This is a genomic window from Pseudoalteromonas sp. 4NS20-0020, assembly GCF_057554385.1.
Window position 1 is genome coordinate 68,601 of the sequence record NZ_BAAJMI010000007.1, and the last position, 17,315, is coordinate 85,915.

General features: G+C 39.9%; 14 protein-coding genes. 3 read left to right on the forward strand and 11 right to left on the reverse strand.

Annotation, left to right across the window (positions count from 1 at the left end; all coding sequences use genetic code 11):
* Positions 1 to 13 precede the first annotated feature (13 nt).
* The 8 genes from AC27JL_RS16895 to ccoN form a co-directional block, all read right to left on the reverse strand.
* Positions 14 to 685: a sulfite exporter TauE/SafE family protein gene (locus AC27JL_RS16895; protein ID WP_008126423.1), complete on the reverse strand. Its 672-nt coding sequence runs from the start codon at positions 683 to 685 to the stop codon at positions 14 to 16.
* Positions 678 to 845 carry a cbb3-type cytochrome oxidase assembly protein CcoS gene (ccoS, locus tag AC27JL_RS16900; RefSeq protein ID WP_006794301.1) on the reverse strand — a complete coding sequence of 56 codons (168 nt, stop codon included), beginning with the start codon at positions 843 to 845 and terminating at the stop codon, positions 678 to 680. Before ccoS ends, AC27JL_RS16895 begins: the two co-directional genes overlap by 8 nt.
* Positions 842 to 3,217 carry a heavy metal translocating P-type ATPase gene (locus tag AC27JL_RS16905; protein WP_487196132.1) on the reverse strand — a complete coding sequence of 792 codons (2,376 nt, stop codon included), beginning with the start codon at positions 3,215 to 3,217 and terminating at the stop codon, positions 842 to 844. Before AC27JL_RS16905 ends, ccoS begins: the two co-directional genes overlap by 4 nt.
* 8 nt (positions 3,218 to 3,225) lie before the next feature.
* Complete coding sequence (locus tag AC27JL_RS16910) at positions 3,226 to 3,717, reverse strand: FixH family protein (protein ID WP_006794299.1); 492 nt, start codon at positions 3,715 to 3,717, stop codon at positions 3,226 to 3,228.
* A 149-nt stretch (positions 3,718 to 3,866) separates the two neighbouring features.
* Positions 3,867 to 4,901: a c-type cytochrome gene (locus AC27JL_RS16915; RefSeq protein WP_008126414.1), complete on the reverse strand. Its 1,035-nt coding sequence runs from the start codon at positions 4,899 to 4,901 to the stop codon at positions 3,867 to 3,869.
* Positions 4,898 to 5,083, reverse strand: coding sequence for a CcoQ/FixQ family Cbb3-type cytochrome c oxidase assembly chaperone (locus AC27JL_RS16920; RefSeq protein ID WP_006794297.1), 186 nt, complete (start codon positions 5,081 to 5,083; stop codon positions 4,898 to 4,900). The genes AC27JL_RS16915 and AC27JL_RS16920 overlap by 4 nt, the downstream gene beginning before the upstream one ends.
* A gap of 5 nt (positions 5,084 to 5,088) precedes the next feature.
* Positions 5,089 to 5,763 carry a cytochrome-c oxidase, cbb3-type subunit II gene (gene ccoO / locus AC27JL_RS16925; RefSeq protein WP_006794296.1) on the reverse strand — a complete coding sequence of 225 codons (675 nt, stop codon included), beginning with the start codon at positions 5,761 to 5,763 and terminating at the stop codon, positions 5,089 to 5,091.
* A gap of 12 nt (positions 5,764 to 5,775) precedes the next feature.
* Positions 5,776 to 7,209, reverse strand: coding sequence for a cytochrome-c oxidase, cbb3-type subunit I (gene ccoN / locus AC27JL_RS16930; RefSeq protein WP_006794295.1), 1,434 nt, complete (start codon positions 7,207 to 7,209; stop codon positions 5,776 to 5,778).
* A 337-nt stretch (positions 7,210 to 7,546) separates the two neighbouring features.
* On the opposite strand from ccoN, the gene AC27JL_RS16935 reads away from it, so the two are divergent.
* From AC27JL_RS16935 to AC27JL_RS16945, 3 genes are all read left to right on the forward strand, one after another.
* Positions 7,547 to 7,972 carry a hypothetical protein gene (locus AC27JL_RS16935; protein WP_487196133.1) on the forward strand — a complete coding sequence of 142 codons (426 nt, stop codon included), beginning with the start codon at positions 7,547 to 7,549 and terminating at the stop codon, positions 7,970 to 7,972.
* 784 nt (positions 7,973 to 8,756) lie between these two features.
* Entirely contained in the window at positions 8,757 to 11,201 is a 2,445-nt protein-coding gene (locus AC27JL_RS16940; protein WP_487196134.1) for a TonB-dependent receptor, read from the forward strand.
* 133 nt (positions 11,202 to 11,334) lie between these two features.
* Positions 11,335 to 12,687, forward strand: coding sequence for a hypothetical protein (locus AC27JL_RS16945; protein WP_008126399.1), 1,353 nt, complete (start codon positions 11,335 to 11,337; stop codon positions 12,685 to 12,687).
* 46 nt (positions 12,688 to 12,733) lie between these two features.
* Here the strand turns inward: AC27JL_RS16945 and AC27JL_RS16950 are convergent, their stop codons facing one another.
* The 3 genes from AC27JL_RS16950 to mfd are packed head-to-tail and all read right to left on the reverse strand — an operon-like array spanning position 12,734 to position 17,314.
* Complete coding sequence (locus AC27JL_RS16950; RefSeq protein ID WP_008126398.1) at positions 12,734 to 12,985, reverse strand: hypothetical protein; 252 nt, start codon at positions 12,983 to 12,985, stop codon at positions 12,734 to 12,736.
* Between the two features lie 19 nt (positions 12,986 to 13,004).
* Positions 13,005 to 13,841 carry a peptidoglycan binding protein CsiV gene (locus AC27JL_RS16955; protein WP_487196135.1) on the reverse strand — a complete coding sequence of 279 codons (837 nt, stop codon included), beginning with the start codon at positions 13,839 to 13,841 and terminating at the stop codon, positions 13,005 to 13,007.
* A complete protein-coding gene (gene mfd / locus AC27JL_RS16960) occupies positions 13,841 to 17,314 on the reverse strand; it encodes a transcription-repair coupling factor (RefSeq protein ID WP_487196136.1) in 3,474 nt (1,157 codons plus the stop codon). Before mfd ends, AC27JL_RS16955 begins: the two co-directional genes overlap by 1 nt.
* Between the last annotated feature and the right edge of the window lies 1 nt (position 17,315).

The following is a 17,315-nucleotide window of genomic DNA, read 5'->3' on the forward strand; positions in this document are numbered from 1 at the left end:
GTAAATTTTAACATTAATGTACTAACTTGTCGGTTGCAATAATCAATAAGTAGATACCATACCAAATTATAACACTGCCTAATACTATTCGGGTCCAAGGATGATTTATAATGCTATTGAGTTTTTGCGCAGTGATCCCTACTGTGATCATGGCAGGAAATGTACCTAGTGCAAAACATAGCATAACCATTGCGCCATCAAATGCTGTGGGGCTCGTCATTGCCCAGGTTAGCGCTGAATAAACCAAACCGCACGGAAGCCAGCCCCATAAAGCCCCGTAGCCTATGGCTTTAACTGTTGAGTCAACCGGCATTAAATATTTGTTAAGCTTAACAATATGCCGCCAAATAAGTGTTTTACCCACTTTTTCAAGCCATTGAAGTGTAGGTCCTAAGCGCATTATGTAAACGCCTACCAACAGCATAAAAATTGCTGCAATAAATGAAAGCGTTATAGAAAATGATGTGTTTTGTTTAGCAAATTGGCTGCTTATACCCGCAACGAGTGAGCCTGCAAGCATGTAACTTATTGCTCGCCCTATATTATAAGCAAATGAATAGGTAAGTGTTTTACGTTTGTCGCTGGCTAATTGTAACGAGCTGGCAATTCCTCCACACATTGCTATGCAGTGGCCGCTGCCAATCAAACCCATTAAAAATGCGCTAATGTATAAAGGGTCAATCATTACTTTTGTTATGCTGCTCTTTGTCATCTTCAAACAAAATACTGTGGCCTTGTTTGTTCAAATCAGAAAACTGCTCGCTTCTTACCGCCCAAAAAAATACACCAATGGCAATAAGCACAAACAATATGGCAATGGGGATCAAAATATAAATTATGCTCATAACTTTAATAGCCTTAGTGAATTACAAATCACAATAATTGAGCTAGCAGACATACCAATGACGGCCATCCATGGAGCAACTAACCCAAGTGCTGCAAGCGGTAATATTGAACCATTATATAATAAAGACAATGTTAGGTTTTGTTTAATAATACGCCGGGTCTGTTTAGCTATATTGAGTAAGTGATCAATAGACGCTAAATCGCTATTTAGCAGTACAACATCGGCGCTGTTTTTTGATATATCAGCGCCAGTTTCCATTGCAATAGACAAATGGGCGCTTGCAAATACAGGGCTATCGTTTATGCCATCACCCACCATAGCTACCACCTCATTTTGAGATGAAAATGCCTCTACGGCTGTTTGTTTATCTTGTGGTGAGCAACCAGATTGCACGCTGTCTAAGTTTAATTGCTTAGCTACTTTTTTGCCGGCATCTGACGCATCGCCAGTAAGCATGTGGCAAGTTAATTGCTGCGCATGTAACGATTTAATTAAACTTTGAGCATCGTGCTTTACTTTATCTACAAAATAAAAACGTGCCACAACGCGTTTGTTTATATACAAACTGGCTTGCGCGTTTGTTTTTTGACTATCAAACCAACCACTTTTGCCTATAGCGTAGTGGGTGGTTTCATCTTGTGCACTAATCCCTAAACCTGCGTGCACTTCAATGTTATGAAGACTATGCTTTGCTGGAGTGTAGCCGTCAAATGCACTTGCAATCGGGTGCTCAGAAAAGCGCTCCAACATTGCTGCAATAGCCATTACATCATCCTTTGAGTAGCTGTTGTCGATAATATCTACTTCATCAAGGCTAAATTTACCTTGTGTGAGTGTGCCTGTTTTATCAAACGCAAATAAGGTTAGTTTTGAGAGGGTTTCAAGCACATGGGCTTGTTTTATTAAAATCCCCTTTTTGGTTAGGCTGGCAATTGCACAGGTTAGGGCTGTCGGTATTGCTAGGCTTAAAGCGCAAGGGCAGGTTGCGACTAATACTGAAATAGTAATCCAAAAAGCATGCTCGGGATCAATTTGATACCAACCAATGGCGGTCAACGAGGCAAATACCAACAAGCAAGCTACAAACCCTTGTGCTACTTTATCGGTTATTTCGACCAGCTTAGGCCGTTTTGTGAGCGCATTGTGTTGCAGACGAATAATTTGATTTAAAAGGGTGTTTTGGCCTATTTTATTTATTTTAATTTCAATAACACCATCGTGGTTTACACAGCCGGCATACACATTATGGCCTATGAACTTGTTAACCGGTTGGTGCTCGCCGGTCATCATTGATTCATCAACGGTCGTTTTACCTTTAATGAGTTCGCCGTCGGCGGGAATGGTTTCACCTGCTTTAATTAGCACAACATCATTAAGTTTAAGCTTTTTAGCCGCAATAATGAGTTCTTCACCACTATCTGTAAGCGTGCGAGCCGTTAGTGGTAGTAACTTTTGAAGGTTTGCTGTGTATTCACTCGCTTTTAAACGCGCTCTAAATTCTAAATATTTACCTAGTAATAATAAAAAGGTAAACATGCAAATAGATTCAAAATATACCTCACCAACTTGCATAACAGTTGCATAACAACTGGCTCCGTAGGCGCCAAAAATTGCTAAAGAAACAGGTAAATCCATATTAAGCTGTTTAGCTTTTAAGCCGTTAATTGCGTTGGTTAAGAAGGGCAGCGCACTATACAAAATAACAGGAGAAGCTAATACAAGGCTTATCCATCTAAAGTACTGTTCAAAATTACTATCCATACCTGAAAACATGCCAAAATACATGGCAAATGCAAACATCATTACTTGCATTGTCATTAGGCCTGCCACACCCAAGCGGCGAATGTATGCTTTTGCAGTTTGTTGTTTTTGTTGTGCTTCGGTATCGGCCTGAAATGGATATGCTTTGTAGCCTATTTTAGCCAAGGCGGTAATAACATCACTCAGGGGGGTCGCTGTTTTGTCCCATTGGATCATCGCACGGTTAGTTGAGGTATTTACATCCACCCGTTTTACAGTGTTTAAACTCAATAATTGCTTTTCTATAAGCCACGCACATGCGGCGCACGTAATGCCTTCAACACTCAGTAATACCTCTGAAATATTGTTACTTGTGGCTATAAATTCATCTTGAATATCTTCGTTGTCGTAACTTTTAATAAATGCCAATTGCTCAGGAACAAGTTGCTCTACTTTACCCGCACTGACTGTGCGGTATTTGTAGTAATCAGTCATTCCTTGCTCAACAATATTTTGCGCTACGGCCTGGCAGCCAATGCAACACATTGGCTGAGGGGTATCGTCTATTGATACTGTGGCGCTAAATCCCTTTGGCACACTTTCAAGGCAATGAAAGCAAGAATTAGACATAATAATAACTACTTATAGTTAGGCGTAACTAAAACGGTTTCAACCGTAGGTAGGGTAATGTTTTCTTTTAGTTTCCATGTTTTATCGATAGGTTCAACAAAAATGGAATAGGCACCTTCAGTGTAATTTTCAAGAAGTGCGGTGAATTCTTTGTTTGCATTAGCTGTAAGTGTCGCTTCAAAGTCGTGTGCTTTGATTGTGCGGTGATAAAACGATACTTTTAAAGCCGATACATTACTGCTATCGCCTTTGGTAAATTTAAAACTCACTCGGTCGTTAGTTACGGCTAATTCACCATGTAAGTAAAGTGCTTTTGCTTTCTCGAACTTACTGAGCTCTAAATTAATTGCTTTACCTTTTTTATAGTAATCATCAACGACCATATCTGGGCCATTGCCAATTGCCGTTATTAGTAAAGTAATACAGCCAACAATAGCTGCTAGCGGGAAAAAAATTAAAAACCAAGGCCAAAAGTTTTTATACCACGGAGTAGGTTGCATAGTGACTCTAATATTAGTTTCGAAGAGGTTATTTTATAGTAATTGTACGTAAAAGACTAAAAAAAAGCCTCCAAGTGGAGGCTTTTTTGATCTGGATTAATCTATTGAATTTAATAAATTAATTTATAAACATTCTATTAACAGCGTGCTTATTTATCTTGTGATAAGTTGTAAACGTACGCAGTTAAAAGGTGGATTTTATCTTCACCTAAAATGTCTTTCCACGCTGGCATTACACCGGCACGACCGTTAAGCAGTGTTTCTTCAACGGCACGTTGAGAACCACCGTATAACCATATGTTGTCGGTTAAGTTTGGTGCGCCAAACGGTAAGTTATGAGCAACAGAGCCTTTGCCGTCTGCACCGTGACACGCTGCACACATAGCAAACTTAGCTGCACCAGCGGCTGCATCTTTTTGGTTAACTGTACGACCAGAAAGGCTCAACACGTGTGCTGTCATTTCTTTTATACCTTGCTCACCTAATGCTGCACCCCAAGGAGGCATAGCTGCAACTCGACCAATTAGGAGTGTTTCTCTAATTTTGTCTGGTGTGCCACCATATAACCAATCTTTATCAGTTAGGTTAGGGAAGCCAATACCACCACGCGCGTCAGACCCGTGACATTGTGCACAGTTTTGAGAGAATAAACGCTGACCAATTTCTAGCGCTAATTGACCATCTGTTTGCTCATGCTCTGTGCCATTTTCAAGAGCTAGCTGCTGCGCTGCATCACCATCAATTTTAGATTGAACTAAATCTAAAACAGGTACTTTTGCAAGTCGGTTAAAAATAGGACCAAAACGCTCTTCTGCTGCTTCATACTCTTTATCAAGTTTTACAAAACGGCCTTCTTCAGCTGCTAACTTAACGGCTTCTTTCGATTCCGCTAAAGAGGTAATACCCTGGTTAGAGCTTGTCCATTTACCTAACCCTTCCCAGTTACCTAAACCTGGGTATGCTGCTAGGTAATAAACAGACCAAATAAACGTTGCGAAGAACATGTAAGTCCACCACTTAGGCAGCGGATTGTTCAGTTCGGTAATACCGTCATACTCATGCCCACAATCTTCACCTTCTTCAACACCAGCGTAGTTTTTTAAGTTCCACACTAATAGGCCAAAGATAATAAGTAAGCATGCTAGGGTTAAAACAATAACCCAAATACTCCAAAAGCTAGTCATTTTTCAGACTCCTTTTCCTCGTTAGAGAGTGTGTTGTTATGTTTTTTTTCATCTTCAAAAATGGCATTAGCGGCGTCGTCAAAACGATTTTTGGTACGCTTGCTGTATGCCCATACAACAATCACAATAAACAATACTAAAATTACCAGAGTTAAAATGCCTCTGTATGTTCCGTAATCCATAATAATTACTTCAAGTGCGTGCCAAGCTGTTGCAAATAAGCGATAAGGGCTTGCATTTCTGTTGCACCTTTACCGTCATTCATTGCATCAACTTTGGCAACGTCAGCTATTAGTTCTTCATCGCTACCGTAACCTAAACCCGGATGTTTTGGGTTTTCTGGGTTAATAGCGAATGTATCACGGAAAATTTGTAGTTTTTTCAGAGTTAAGCTGGTATCAACTGTGTTCTCTGCTAACCAAGGGAAACCTGGCATATTAGACTCAGGGACCACATCACGCGGGTTCACTAAATGAGCATAATGCCAATCGTCCGAGTAACGTTTACCAACACGAGCAAGGTCAGGTCCAGTACGTTTAGAACCCCATTGGAAAGGGTGATCCCATACTGACTCGCCTGCTACAGAGTAGTGGCCGTAACGTTCAACTTCGTCACGAAAAGGACGGATCATTTGTGAATGACAGTTATAACAACCTTCACGCACGTATATATCGCGGCCTTCCATTTCTAATGCATTTAGAGGACGTAAGCCATCTACTGGTTTTGTTGTGTCGTCTTGGAACATAAGTGGAGTAATTTCAACTAATGCACCAAAGCTAATAGCAAATACAGTCAGTATGGCCATAAGGCCAACGTTTTTTTCTACTATTTCATGTTTGTTTTGTGAATTTTTATTGCTCATCATCTCACTCCGTTATGCTAATTGTGCTTGCGCGTCTAACTTCAGTGATTCTTTTTCAGCTGAAATTGTACGGAAAACGTTATAAGCCATAACTAACATACCTGTTACGATGAATACACCGCCAACAAAACGCATTATGTAGAAAGGATGTGATGCTTCTAAAGACTGAACAAAGCTATACATTAATGTACCGTCAGCATTTACTGCACGCCACATAAGACCTTGCATTACACCTGAAATCCACATTGCAACAATGTATAAAACAACACCAACAGTGTGTAACCAGAAGTGTGTGTTAACAAGCTTAATGCTGTACATACGACCTTGTGCAAATAGTGCAGGGATAAGGTGATAAATAGCACCAATAGAAATCATAGCTACCCAACCAAGTGCACCTGAGTGAACGTGGCCTACAGTCCAATCTGTGTAATGAGATAATGCGTTCACAGATTTAATTGCCATCATTGGGCCTTCAAACGTAGACATACCGTAGAAAGATAATGATACAACTAAGAAGCGAAGTACTGGGTCAGTACGCAGTTTGTGCCATGCACCCGATAAGGTCATTATACCGTTAATCATGCCACCCCAAGATGGAACAAATAAGATAATAGACATAACCATACCTAAACTTTGCGTCCAATCTGGAAGTGCAGTGTAGTGAAGGTGATGAGGACCAGCCCAAATGTATAGAGATACAAGTGCCCAAAAGTGAACGACCGATAAACGGTAAGAGTATACAGGGCGACCTGCTTGTTTAGGTACAAAGTAGTACATCATACCTAAGAAACCAGCGGTTAATAAGAAACCTACAGCGTTATGACCGTACCACCATTGAACCATCGCATCTACTGCACCTGCGTAGATAGAGTATGATTTAGTTAACGATACAGGCACTGCCATGCTGTTCACAATGTGCAATACTGCAACAGTGATGATAAAGCCAGCATAGAACCAGTTAGCAACATAGATATGCGATACTTTACGTTTAATTAAAGTACCAAAAAATACAACTGCATAAATAATCCAAACAACAGCGATTAAAATATCGATTGGCCATTCTAGTTCAGCGTATTCTTTAGAGCTTGTAATACCTAATGGTAAAGTAATTACTGCTAATACAATAACTAGCTGCCAGCCCCAAAATGAAATTGCGGCAAGTTTGTCTGAGAAAAGGCGCGTTTGACAAGTACGTTGCACGACGTAATAAGACGTCGCAAAAAGTGCACTTGTACCAAATGCGAAAATTACTGCGTTCGTGTGTAACGGACGTAGTCGAGAGTAAGTTAACCATGGTGTATCAAAGTTAAGTGCTGGCCAAGCTAATTGGGCAGCAATCAGAACCCCAATACTCATGCCAACGATGCCCCAAATCACTGTCATAATAGCGAATTGGCGTACAACTTTATAGTTATACTCAGTTTGTGATGCTACTGTTTGGCTCATTTTCTGGCTTCCGCTGCAATAAATGCGTTTAGAAATGAATTACCCACTTAAAAAGTGGGGCCTACTATTACTTCACAAGCATGTTACCTAAAACGTTCAAAGCATGAATGCTTCAGAAAACAAACTCGAGAAACCCTAATTTTTGCGAGGGAAATAATAAATTTTTTGGCCTAAAAAAGATAGGTCAATTACGTAATATTATGACATCAATCAAACTTTGTGGCTTTGTTGTCTATTTTTTGATTAGCTGACTGCCTAAATTTGATTATTTAGTGGGCCATGCTTGTCATTTATAAGCTTGATTATTAGTATCTGCTTTTATTCGGAGCGAATTTTTATGAAAGCAACCCAACTATGTTATGTGTTTTTGCTACTTTTATTGTTGACCGCCTGTGATTTTGATAATCAAAAAGACGCAAGCATACATAAAAATTCAAACTGCGAACCTAACCAAGAATGTACCTTCCCAAATAAAGTGAAAGTGTGGCTCAGTGATCAATCTCTATCACCTGAAACACCTTTTACAATTTTCAGCAAATTACCCAACAATACAAAAATCAGCCAAGCAAAATTAAAAGGCGTAAGTATGTACATGGGATTTATCCCGCAGCAGTTTGTACAGCGAGGGGATTTGTGGCAAAGCGAAACCATGGTTGGCATTTGCTCAGAAAACAATATGCTTTGGACCCTTGAATTAACTGTTATAAATACAATCACTTCAACCGAAGATACCCTTAACTATTACTTTTATGTTACCTACTAACGAGCTTTAATAATATTACGAATTAACCAGTTAACCGATCACGTTTTATCCCAAATTTGTTGTTTACCTAAGCTTATAAACTTTTCTTTTTGATAGGTTCAAACTTGAACCTGTAATGCCAATGCGCAGCAAAACGTAATTAATTAAATGCACTAACCCTTTAGTCATTAGTGCTAAAATTTCAAAAAATACATCTAAAACTAATTTTTTAATTAGTCCTGTCAAAAGTGCGTAGTCACAAAGTTAAGCTCTCGCAAATGCCGTATTTATTCCAGCCAACTAATTTGATTTATAACCATAGTTAATATCAAAATCTCACGTTATTCATATAGTGTAGACCAAATTATGAGCAGTAATACCCACGCAAAATAAGCGAACTTATTATTCACTATGAACCAAAAGCTTTTCTTATGAGTTAGCAACTTTCAGGTGCTTTTACCTTTTTAATAATGGGGTGTGATTAAGTTGTTAATACCTGAATTATTGCTAAACAACAGGTGTAATTACATTTGATTACAAAGTAGAGGTGTTTGATTTCATCTGTACTTTAATTGTATAAAAATTATTTTAACTTATTAATTTTAAATTGTATTTTTATATTAACAATGAAACAAGTAGTAACCTTTGTACCTTTTTTAGGTTGGTCTTTTTTGTCTTTGTCAAAAACCACTCAAGCGTTAAGTTTTCGTTCAGTTAAGTGCGCTTAAGTTGCCTGCCGACTCATTCTTCTTATAACAAATGAGTTTTACCAATCTTGGTAAATTCCAACAAGTAGGATTCTTTCATGACTAAATCGACTCTTGGTCTAGCTGTAATAGCAGCCATCCCAATGTTTTCAAGTGTACATGTACTAGCAGCAGACGAAGCTGCAAATTCAATCGAAAAAATTCAGGTCACGGGTTCACGTATCAACCGTACTGATATGGAAACAGCCAGTCCAATTACCGTTATTGGCGATGACTTTATTGCAAAAAGTGGTTTCACTTCTGTTGCCGATATTCTCTCAACTCAGCCATCTGCTGCGGGTATAAGCCTTGGTGCTTCAAGTAATAATGGTTCAGGTGGTTCTGCAACTGTTAACTTACGTGGCATGGGGTCACAACGTACCCTAGTGTTATTAAATGGTCGTCGTATGGTTTCTTCTGGAACCGGTGCAGACTCTTCAGTTGATTTAAATACCATTCCTGTTGCAATGATCAAATCAATTGAAATCTTAAAAGATGGTGCATCAGCGGTGTATGGATCTGATGCAATTGCTGGTGTTGTTAACATTATCACTAAAAAAGATTTTGAAGGTACTGAGCTTAATGTTGAAGGAAGTCGCACAACTAAGGGTGATGGTAACAACTACGGTATTAGCTTATTACATGGCATGCAGGTTGCGGATGGTAACTTAGTTGTTGGTGCACAGTTTTCAAGCCGTGGCGAGGTGATCCAATCAGATCGTAGCTTTGTGCCTGCAGGGCAGTCTTCGTTTATTCCACAAGGTACGCTGGGCGGTAAAACATACGAAGGTAATGGTGAGTTTGCCGATAGAACAACATCGTACGACTTTACTACATCGAGTTATGCACAAACACCAAACGATCTGTACAGTTTATTTACAAGCTTTGATAAAGAGCTAGACGCTGATACCACATTCAATGTTGACCTTATGTATACACGCCGTGATTCATCACAGCAATTGGCACCTCAACCAGCCAGTGTAGATTTACTTACAGCAAACCTTGATAACGACTACACCAATGCGTTTATTGTCGACGGTGAGCTTGCCGATTCGCTAGAGTATCGCAGAAGAATGGTTGATGCTGGCCCACGAATATACGAGCAAACAACAGACACATATCGTGCATCAGTGGCATTACAAGGTGTCTTAGATAACGATGCAAGCTGGGATGTAAGTGCTACATACGGCAGAAACGATTCTAAAGATAAAGTACAAAACTCTATTAATGCAAGCCAAGTAGAGCAAAGTATTTACGCAAACCAAGCAGTTTGGTTTAGTGGTGATTCACTTAGCCGTGACTTTTTAACTGCTAACGATTCTATTTACACTGAAAGCAATGAAGGTGGAAATGAGCAGTTTATCTTATCTGCAGGTTACAGCGCACTTACTGATAACGATATTGGTTACGCAATAGGTATAGAGAACCGTTTTGAAAGTGGTTTTTACACACCTGATTTAATTACACAATTGGGCCAAAGTACAGCAGCACAGCAAGATCCTACTGAAGGTGACTATTCGGTACAGTCTATCTACTTTGAAACATCGATGCCGGTATTAGAAGTCGTGACACTTGAAGGGGCTGCACGTTACGATAATTACTCTACGTTTGGTGGTGAAACAACCTGGAAACTGGGTGCTACATGGGATGTAACAGATTCATTTATGGTTCGTTCTGTACTAGCCACCGGCTTTAGAGCGCCAAACGTTGCTGAACTATTTGGTGGCAACTCGGGCTCTTACGATTACCTAGCCGATCCATGGGGCAACGAGCAAGACGCACAAATTTTGGTAAATTACACCAGTGATGCAGACTTACAAGCAGAAGAAAGCCGTTCGTTTACCTTTGGTATGGTGTGGGAAGTAGTTGATGGTTTATCTACAACACTTGACTACTGGAAGTTTGACATTACAAACGCCATCACGCGTTTAGATGTACAAAACGAAATGAACAACTGTTTTGCGGGCGACACGCAATCGTGTGATTCGGTAAATATTACTCCAGCGGGTGATTTATCAAACTTAAGCTCAGCATTAACCAATGTTGGCTCTCAAAAAACGTCAGGTATTGATTGGAACATTGGTTATACCGCCGATAACTACCGTATTAACTTAGATACAACTTACTTGGTTGAATTTGAGCAAGATGATATTGATTATACGGGGACTATTGACGGTAACATTGGTGGCTACTCTAAAATCAAATCTAACTTATCTGTAAACTACGATTTGTCTGATGCGTTTAGTGTGCTTTATAACGCACGCTTTATTCGTGGCATGAGTGGCGACTACTACGGCGAGTCGTTCAGCACAGACAATATTATTTACCATGATATTTCAATGACGTACAACCTAAATGAGTCACTGAAAGTGACAGGTGGCATGAATAATATTTTTGATAAAGAGCCAGAAGAAGTACTAGGCGGAAATGACATGGGCACCGTACCTGAGATTTACGACGTAATTGGTTCACGAGTATTCGCAAGTATTAACTATAAGTTTTAACTGCAAACAAATACGTTAACCAGTGTTTAAGTTAAATATTTAAACGAGTAAGGCTCCGTGTTTACGGGGCCTTTTTTATTGAACAAATTACTGGAGGCAAGTAAACTAAAACGAATAGAAAAAGGAGAGTTGATTGTTAAAACAAGACGAAAATTTATCTTTTGTCATTGAGCCCGAGTTAAATGCGCGTTCAGAGCAGCGTATTGATCTGTACTTTTCTATTCCTAACGAAATGGGAATAAACCCTAAAACACTGAGCGAAGAATCTTACTTCAACAATCAGTTCAAATCTCACTTAGCTTACAACGCTAACAATATTCACTTGCCATTAGTACGAAGCCGTTTTGTAAGTAAAAACAAAGGCGAACAGCAAGACTACAGGCAAAATCTAAACTTATTTTGTTACCAAGTGCGTTTAGCGCTCGATGCTGATATTAAGGATGCGCTTAAGTTAAGCGAGGCAGAAGAGTTTTATAATCGTGCAAATGAATTATTTGAGCAAAGTGAAGGCCTATTAAAAAAGCTACGCCGTTATACGCCCGATGATGAAAAGTTACTGCCGTTTTATACAAACGCAGATAACTATCTGAGTTGGCACGTTGAGCAATCATTTTTAAAATTACTAGATGAAGGCCCGCGCAGTAGCGATTTTGCTAAAGAGCGGAACGACCTTTTACAATTTTGTAAAAGCGAAAACGTGTACAGAGCAGATAAAAACTATAACTCTGAAACCACCCTTCAAGACGCCAATCGAATCACAAATAAAATGCGTTTATTGCAACGTTTAATTGAGCATGGAGTAATACTTCAGCGCAATACTCGCTTTTTAAATAGTTACCTAAAGCGCTTGGTAAAAGGGACGGTAACGGCGGTTATTATGGCGTTTGTGATGCTGGTAATTCTTAATGCACGTTCCAGTTTTACAGAGGTAACAGCGACTCTTATTTTGATACTGGGTGTAATTTATGGTTTGCGTGAAATATTTAAAGAAGATATCACCCGTGTAATTTGGCGCGCAATAGTTCAAGGGCGGCCAAAATGGCGATTTACCTTTAAAAATAGTATTACCAAAGACAAAATAGCCAGCCAGTTTATTTGGCTTGAGTACACGCGTTTTAAAAAAATACCGAAAGAAGTTCAAACCATTTTTTCAAAACGTCGCCAGCAAAACAAACAGGCTGCGCAATGGCTGCACTTTGCAAGTGAGACGCGCGTGTCGGCCAAAGAGTTTTTACCTGGATACGATACGTTGCAGCAAACACTGCAATTTAACCTAGCGCCATTTGCCCGTTATTTAAAACGTGGTGAAGGTAAGCTTTACCATTTAGATAGCAATAAAATATCAAAACAAGCCGTTGAGCGACGTTATCAATTAAATATGGTATTGGTGCACACAGAAGGTGATAAAACACTTTATCAACGTTATAAAATTACCTTAAATCGCAGTAAAATAGTCAACATTGAGCTCATTTATTCTAAAAAATAAAAAAGGGGGATAGACCACAGTCTATCCCCCTTTTTTATACACGACTTTATTGAGTTAAGCCGTGCTTACTGTATAAAGTCACTTTGTCTGAAACGAGTGTAATCTCTATATTTTTAGACTCGTCGCCCCACACACAGTTAGTATGAAGTGTTTTTTCTACGCAGTTGTCAGCACTACCTAATACAGCCTCTACTTCAGCTTTATCCATACCAATCTTAATTTTTTCGTAGTTTTCTACTGTTACTTTAGAGCATGCAGCCAGACTTAGTGTAGCTGCAATAATTAGGAGTTTTTTCATTGTTGTATCCTATTAAGTATTAATGTTTAAATTTTCTAATTTGGACAATCATGCCCATGCGAGGGTGGTCAAAGTAATGAATTTCACCACTTATTACACGTTTAAATTGTGAAAACCGTGATGACTCTACATCACCACTTTGTAGTTTTTGGCTAATATCAAAATCTGCAGTGATAAATAAATAGTGACGCAAGTGAATTTTAAATAACCCTTCTAATTCCCATTTACTAGTTGATTCATCGGGGTCGTTAAATAAGCTAGGCTGCGGCTCTAATAAACTAACAAAGTCTGGATTTGAATAGCGCGGCACATCAAAAACGCGTGTTTTGATAAGCTCACCGGCAAATAAGTGCATGCTTGGCGCACGTGATTTACTTTTTGCTTCAAAACGCCAACCAGTATGTAAAATAGGCGTTAAGCCTTTACGGTCTAGTTGCTCAAACTGCGTTTTAAATTGTAACTGCTCTGGGGCAAGTAAGTAGGGTTGCTCCATGGTATCAAGTGTCGGCGCCACAGGTGTAACAGGTAATTCATCGTAACTTTGAACATAGTCGGTGCTTGCATCGCAAACACCCGAGCGTGGATTGTCGTTAACGAGCGAATCTGTAAATGAACGCTTTTGAAAACGTGTATCGCCATCAATACAGGCTTGCATGGCTTGCTCGGTATAAAGTGGCGTTAATAAATCCAGCGTGTTTTTATCTTCAATAGCCTCGTGTTTTAAACTAAAGTCTTCTTGTAAATAGGGGGCTGGGCGCTGTTTAAATATCAGCACCTCAGCTTCAAACCAACGCTCTGCAACTGCAGTGCTGCTAAATAAGCAACATAAAACTACCAGCGATTTTTTTAGCAACATTAATGGCTAACCTTTTTCTCGAAATCTGCAATCATAGCAGTGACCATTTTTAAGCGTTCGCGGGCATTTGCCTCACTAATCGCGAAGCGCAATTTATTTGCGCCTTCCATTTTATAAATATGCGGTGCACTTTGTATCAGCCCAATAATGAAGCTAGGATTAACCTTGGTATTTTGGCTAAATTCAAAGTAGCCGCCTTTAGGGTTTGCCTCTATTTTTGTTATCCCTAAATTACTGGCTTGCATTTTAAGTTGTTGCAAACTAAATAAGTTTTTAGCTGCATCAGGTAATAAACCAAATCGGTCTATTAGTTCTACCTGTAACTCATCAATGTCGCCTAGGTTAGCACAACTAGCTACACGCTTGTACATACCTAATCGTGCATTTACGTCATGTATATAATCATCAGGCAGTAATGCAGGCAGTTTTAAGTCAACTTCGGTTTGTTTTTGTAAGAGGTTTTCAAGAGTAGGTTCTTTACCTTCACGCAGTGCATTTACTGCTTGCTCAAGCATTTCCATATACAAGCTAAAGCCAATAGTTTGCATTTGCCCAGATTGATCGTCACCCAATAACTCACCTGCACCACGAATTTCTAAATCGTGTGTAGCAAGTGCAAAACCAGCGCCTAAATCTTCCAATGATTCAATTGCTTGTAGACGTTTGCTGGCATCTTTTGATAATGCTTTAGGGTCGCCTGTGAGCAAATAGGCATATGCCTGATGGTGGCTTCGGCCTACACGACCACGCAATTGGTGTAATTGTGCTAAGCCTAGTTTGTCGGCTCTATCCATAATAATGGTATTTGCTGTGGGTACGTCAATACCGGTTTCGATAATGGTTGTACACACAATTACATTGTATTTTTGGTGATAAAATTGGGTCATTATTTGCTCAAGCTCTTGCTCGCGCATTTGCCCATGAGCGGTAATTACATTTGCTTCAGGTACCCATTCACTTAATTCTTGCGCCACGCGTTCAATTGTTTCAACGTTATTGTGCAAAAAGTACACTTGGCCACCGCGTTTAATTTCACGCAAAATGGCTTCGCGAATAAGCTCCACATCACGTTGGCGAACAAATGTTTTAACCGCCAAGCGTTTGGCGGGTGGTGTAGCAATAATAGATAAGTCGCGCATGCCACTCATTGCCATATTGAGCGTTCGAGGAATAGGTGTTGCGGTAAGCGTTAAAATATCGACATCTGCACGTAGCGCTTTAATTTTTTCTTTTTGGCGTACCCCAAAACGATGCTCTTCATCTACGATGAGTAGCCCTAAATCGTTAAATTTAATGTCTTGCTGAATAAGTTTGTGGGTACCAATAACAATGTCTAGCTTGCCATTCGCCATATTTTCTAGAGTGTCTTTTTGTTCTTTGGTTGAATTAAAACGAGAAAGCACACCCACTTCGATAGGAAAGTCAGCAAAACGGTCTTTAAAATTCTCATAGTGTTGCTGCGCAAGCAGGGTAGTGGGCACTAAAATGGCAACTTGTTTACCATCGTTAACAGCAACAAAAGCTGCACGCATAGCGACCTCGGTTTTACCAAAGCCTACATCACCACACACTAAACGATCCATCGCTTGTTTTGATTGCATGTCGCCTAAGACAGCTTCAATTGCATTACGCTGGTCGTCGGTTTCTTCAAACGGAAAGCTTTCACTAAACTGGCGATAGGCTTGTCCGTCTAGGGTAAATTTATTGCCTGGTTTAGCTTGGCGCTGTGCGTATATATCAAGTAACTCTGCGGCTACATCACGAACTTTTTCTGCAGCACGTTTTTTTGCCTTTTCCCACGCATCAGAGCCGAGCTTATGCAGTGGTGCACTGCTTTCTTCGCCGCCTGAGTAACGGCTAAGCATATGTAGTGCCGACACAGGCACATACAATTTAGATTCACCGGCGTATATTATGGTCACAAATTCTGTAATTACACCTGCTGCATCAATAGTTTGTAAACCTTGATAGCGGCCAACACCGTGGTCAAGATGCACAACAGGCTGACCTTCTTTAAGCTCGGCTAAGTTACGAATTAGGGCGTCTTGGCTTGCTTCGTACTTATGTTTACGGCGTCTGCGCTGCGAGACTTTAATACCTAGCAGCTCTTGTTCGGTAATAATTGATAATGAAGGTTTAGAGCCAAGCACAACGCTTTGTTCAAGCGGACTTACAATTAAGCCTACATCACTATCGCTTTGGGTAAATTGTTCAAAGGTATCAAACTCTTTAAACTTTAAACCGCTGGGTTTTAAAATATTGAGTAAAGATTCACGTCGACCATCCGACTCAACGCTCAGTAATATGCGACTTTTCTTCTTCTTTTGTGCTGTAACGTAATCTATAAACGCCGCATAGGGCTCGTGTTGTTTATGATCTATTCTAATTGCAGGTAATTCACATACGGATAAATTTTTATTACCCGCTTTTGTGCCCAGTTTGGCAAGCGATAAACGAATACGCGCAAATTGCCCTAAGTTAGAAAACAGCTCTTCAATTGGCTGATATAAGGTATTTGGTTCAAGTAGTGGGCGCAGAGGGTCCACTTTACGGTTTTCATAACGAACATTAACATCGTGCCAAAAATTATCCGCAGCGTGTTCTAAATCGCCCAATTGCATAACGGTTGTATTATCAGGCAGGTAGTCAAAAATAGTGGCTAGGCTTTCAAAAAATAACGGCATGTAGTATTCAATACCAGCTGGCCAGTTTCCTTTACTAACTTGCATGTAAACAGAGTCTTGCTCTGAACTTGCACCAAACTTTTCACGGTAACCAATCCTGAAACGCTCAATATCTGACTCATTTGTTGGAAATTCATGCGCTGGCAGCAGTTCAATTTTATCTACTTTTTCATCAGAGCGCTGCGTTTCCACATCAAATAGACGAATGGTGTCTAATTCGTCATCAAAAAAGTCGAGCCTAAATGGATGCGGACTACCCATAGGGTATAAATCGACGATTGAGCCACGAATTGCGTACTCACCATGTTCCATAACTTGTTGCACGTTTAGGTAACCGGCTTGCTCTAAGTTTTGCCTAAAATTATGTGTGTCGAGTTTATCGCCTACTTTAAAGTTTATTGTCGAACCATAAATAAACGAGGCCGGAGCGGTTCGCAGCATAAGCGTAGACACAGGCACAATTAATACGCTTTGCTGTTCTTTTTTTAGGGTATTTAATGTAGCTAAACGCGCAGAAATAATATCTTGATGAGGAGAAAAATGATCGTAAGGCAAGGTTTCCCAATCAGGAAATACCATTACCGGATTATTAGGTAATAAATATTCTAGCTCTGTTTCAAGGCGCAGCGCGCTGGGGGTGTCGGGTGTAATAATTAATACTAAGTTCTCTTGCTGTTTAACACCTTCGGCAATGGCAATACTTAAACCACTTCCGCTTAGCTGCCCCCACTGAATTTTATCTTTTTGAGATTTTACCCAAGGCAAGGCTGCCCATTGCTCAAACGCCATT

What these genes read in the sequence shown, in the direction of transcription:
- AC27JL_RS16895 (WP_008126423.1), bottom strand. Translation starts at nt 685, where the DNA reads ATGATTGACCCTTTATACATTAGCGCATTTTTAATGGGTTTGATTGGC.
- ccoS (WP_006794301.1), bottom strand. Translation starts at nt 845, where the DNA reads ATGAGCATAATTTATATTTTGATCCCCATTGCCATATTGTTTGTGCTT.
- AC27JL_RS16905 (WP_487196132.1), bottom strand. Translation starts at nt 3,217, where the DNA reads ATGTCTAATTCTTGCTTTCATTGCCTTGAAAGTGTGCCAAAGGGATTT.
- AC27JL_RS16910 (WP_006794299.1), bottom strand. Translation starts at nt 3,717, where the DNA reads ATGCAACCTACTCCGTGGTATAAAAACTTTTGGCCTTGGTTTTTAATT.
- AC27JL_RS16915 (WP_008126414.1), bottom strand. Translation starts at nt 4,901, where the DNA reads ATGACTAGCTTTTGGAGTATTTGGGTTATTGTTTTAACCCTAGCATGC.
- AC27JL_RS16920 (WP_006794297.1), bottom strand. Translation starts at nt 5,083, where the DNA reads ATGGATTACGGAACATACAGAGGCATTTTAACTCTGGTAATTTTAGTA.
- ccoO (WP_006794296.1), bottom strand. Translation starts at nt 5,763, where the DNA reads ATGAGCAATAAAAATTCACAAAACAAACATGAAATAGTAGAAAAAAAC.
- ccoN (WP_006794295.1), bottom strand. Translation starts at nt 7,209, where the DNA reads ATGAGCCAAACAGTAGCATCACAAACTGAGTATAACTATAAAGTTGTA.
- AC27JL_RS16935 (WP_487196133.1), top strand. Translation starts at nt 7,547, where the DNA reads ATGAAAGCAACCCAACTATGTTATGTGTTTTTGCTACTTTTATTGTTG.
- AC27JL_RS16940 (WP_487196134.1), top strand. Translation starts at nt 8,757, where the DNA reads ATGACTAAATCGACTCTTGGTCTAGCTGTAATAGCAGCCATCCCAATG.
- AC27JL_RS16950 (WP_008126398.1), bottom strand. Translation starts at nt 12,985, where the DNA reads ATGAAAAAACTCCTAATTATTGCAGCTACACTAAGTCTGGCTGCATGC.
- AC27JL_RS16955 (WP_487196135.1), bottom strand. Translation starts at nt 13,841, where the DNA reads ATGTTGCTAAAAAAATCGCTGGTAGTTTTATGTTGCTTATTTAGCAGC.
- mfd (WP_487196136.1), bottom strand. Translation starts at nt 17,314, where the DNA reads ATGGCGTTTGAGCAATGGGCAGCCTTGCCTTGGGTAAAATCTCAAAAA.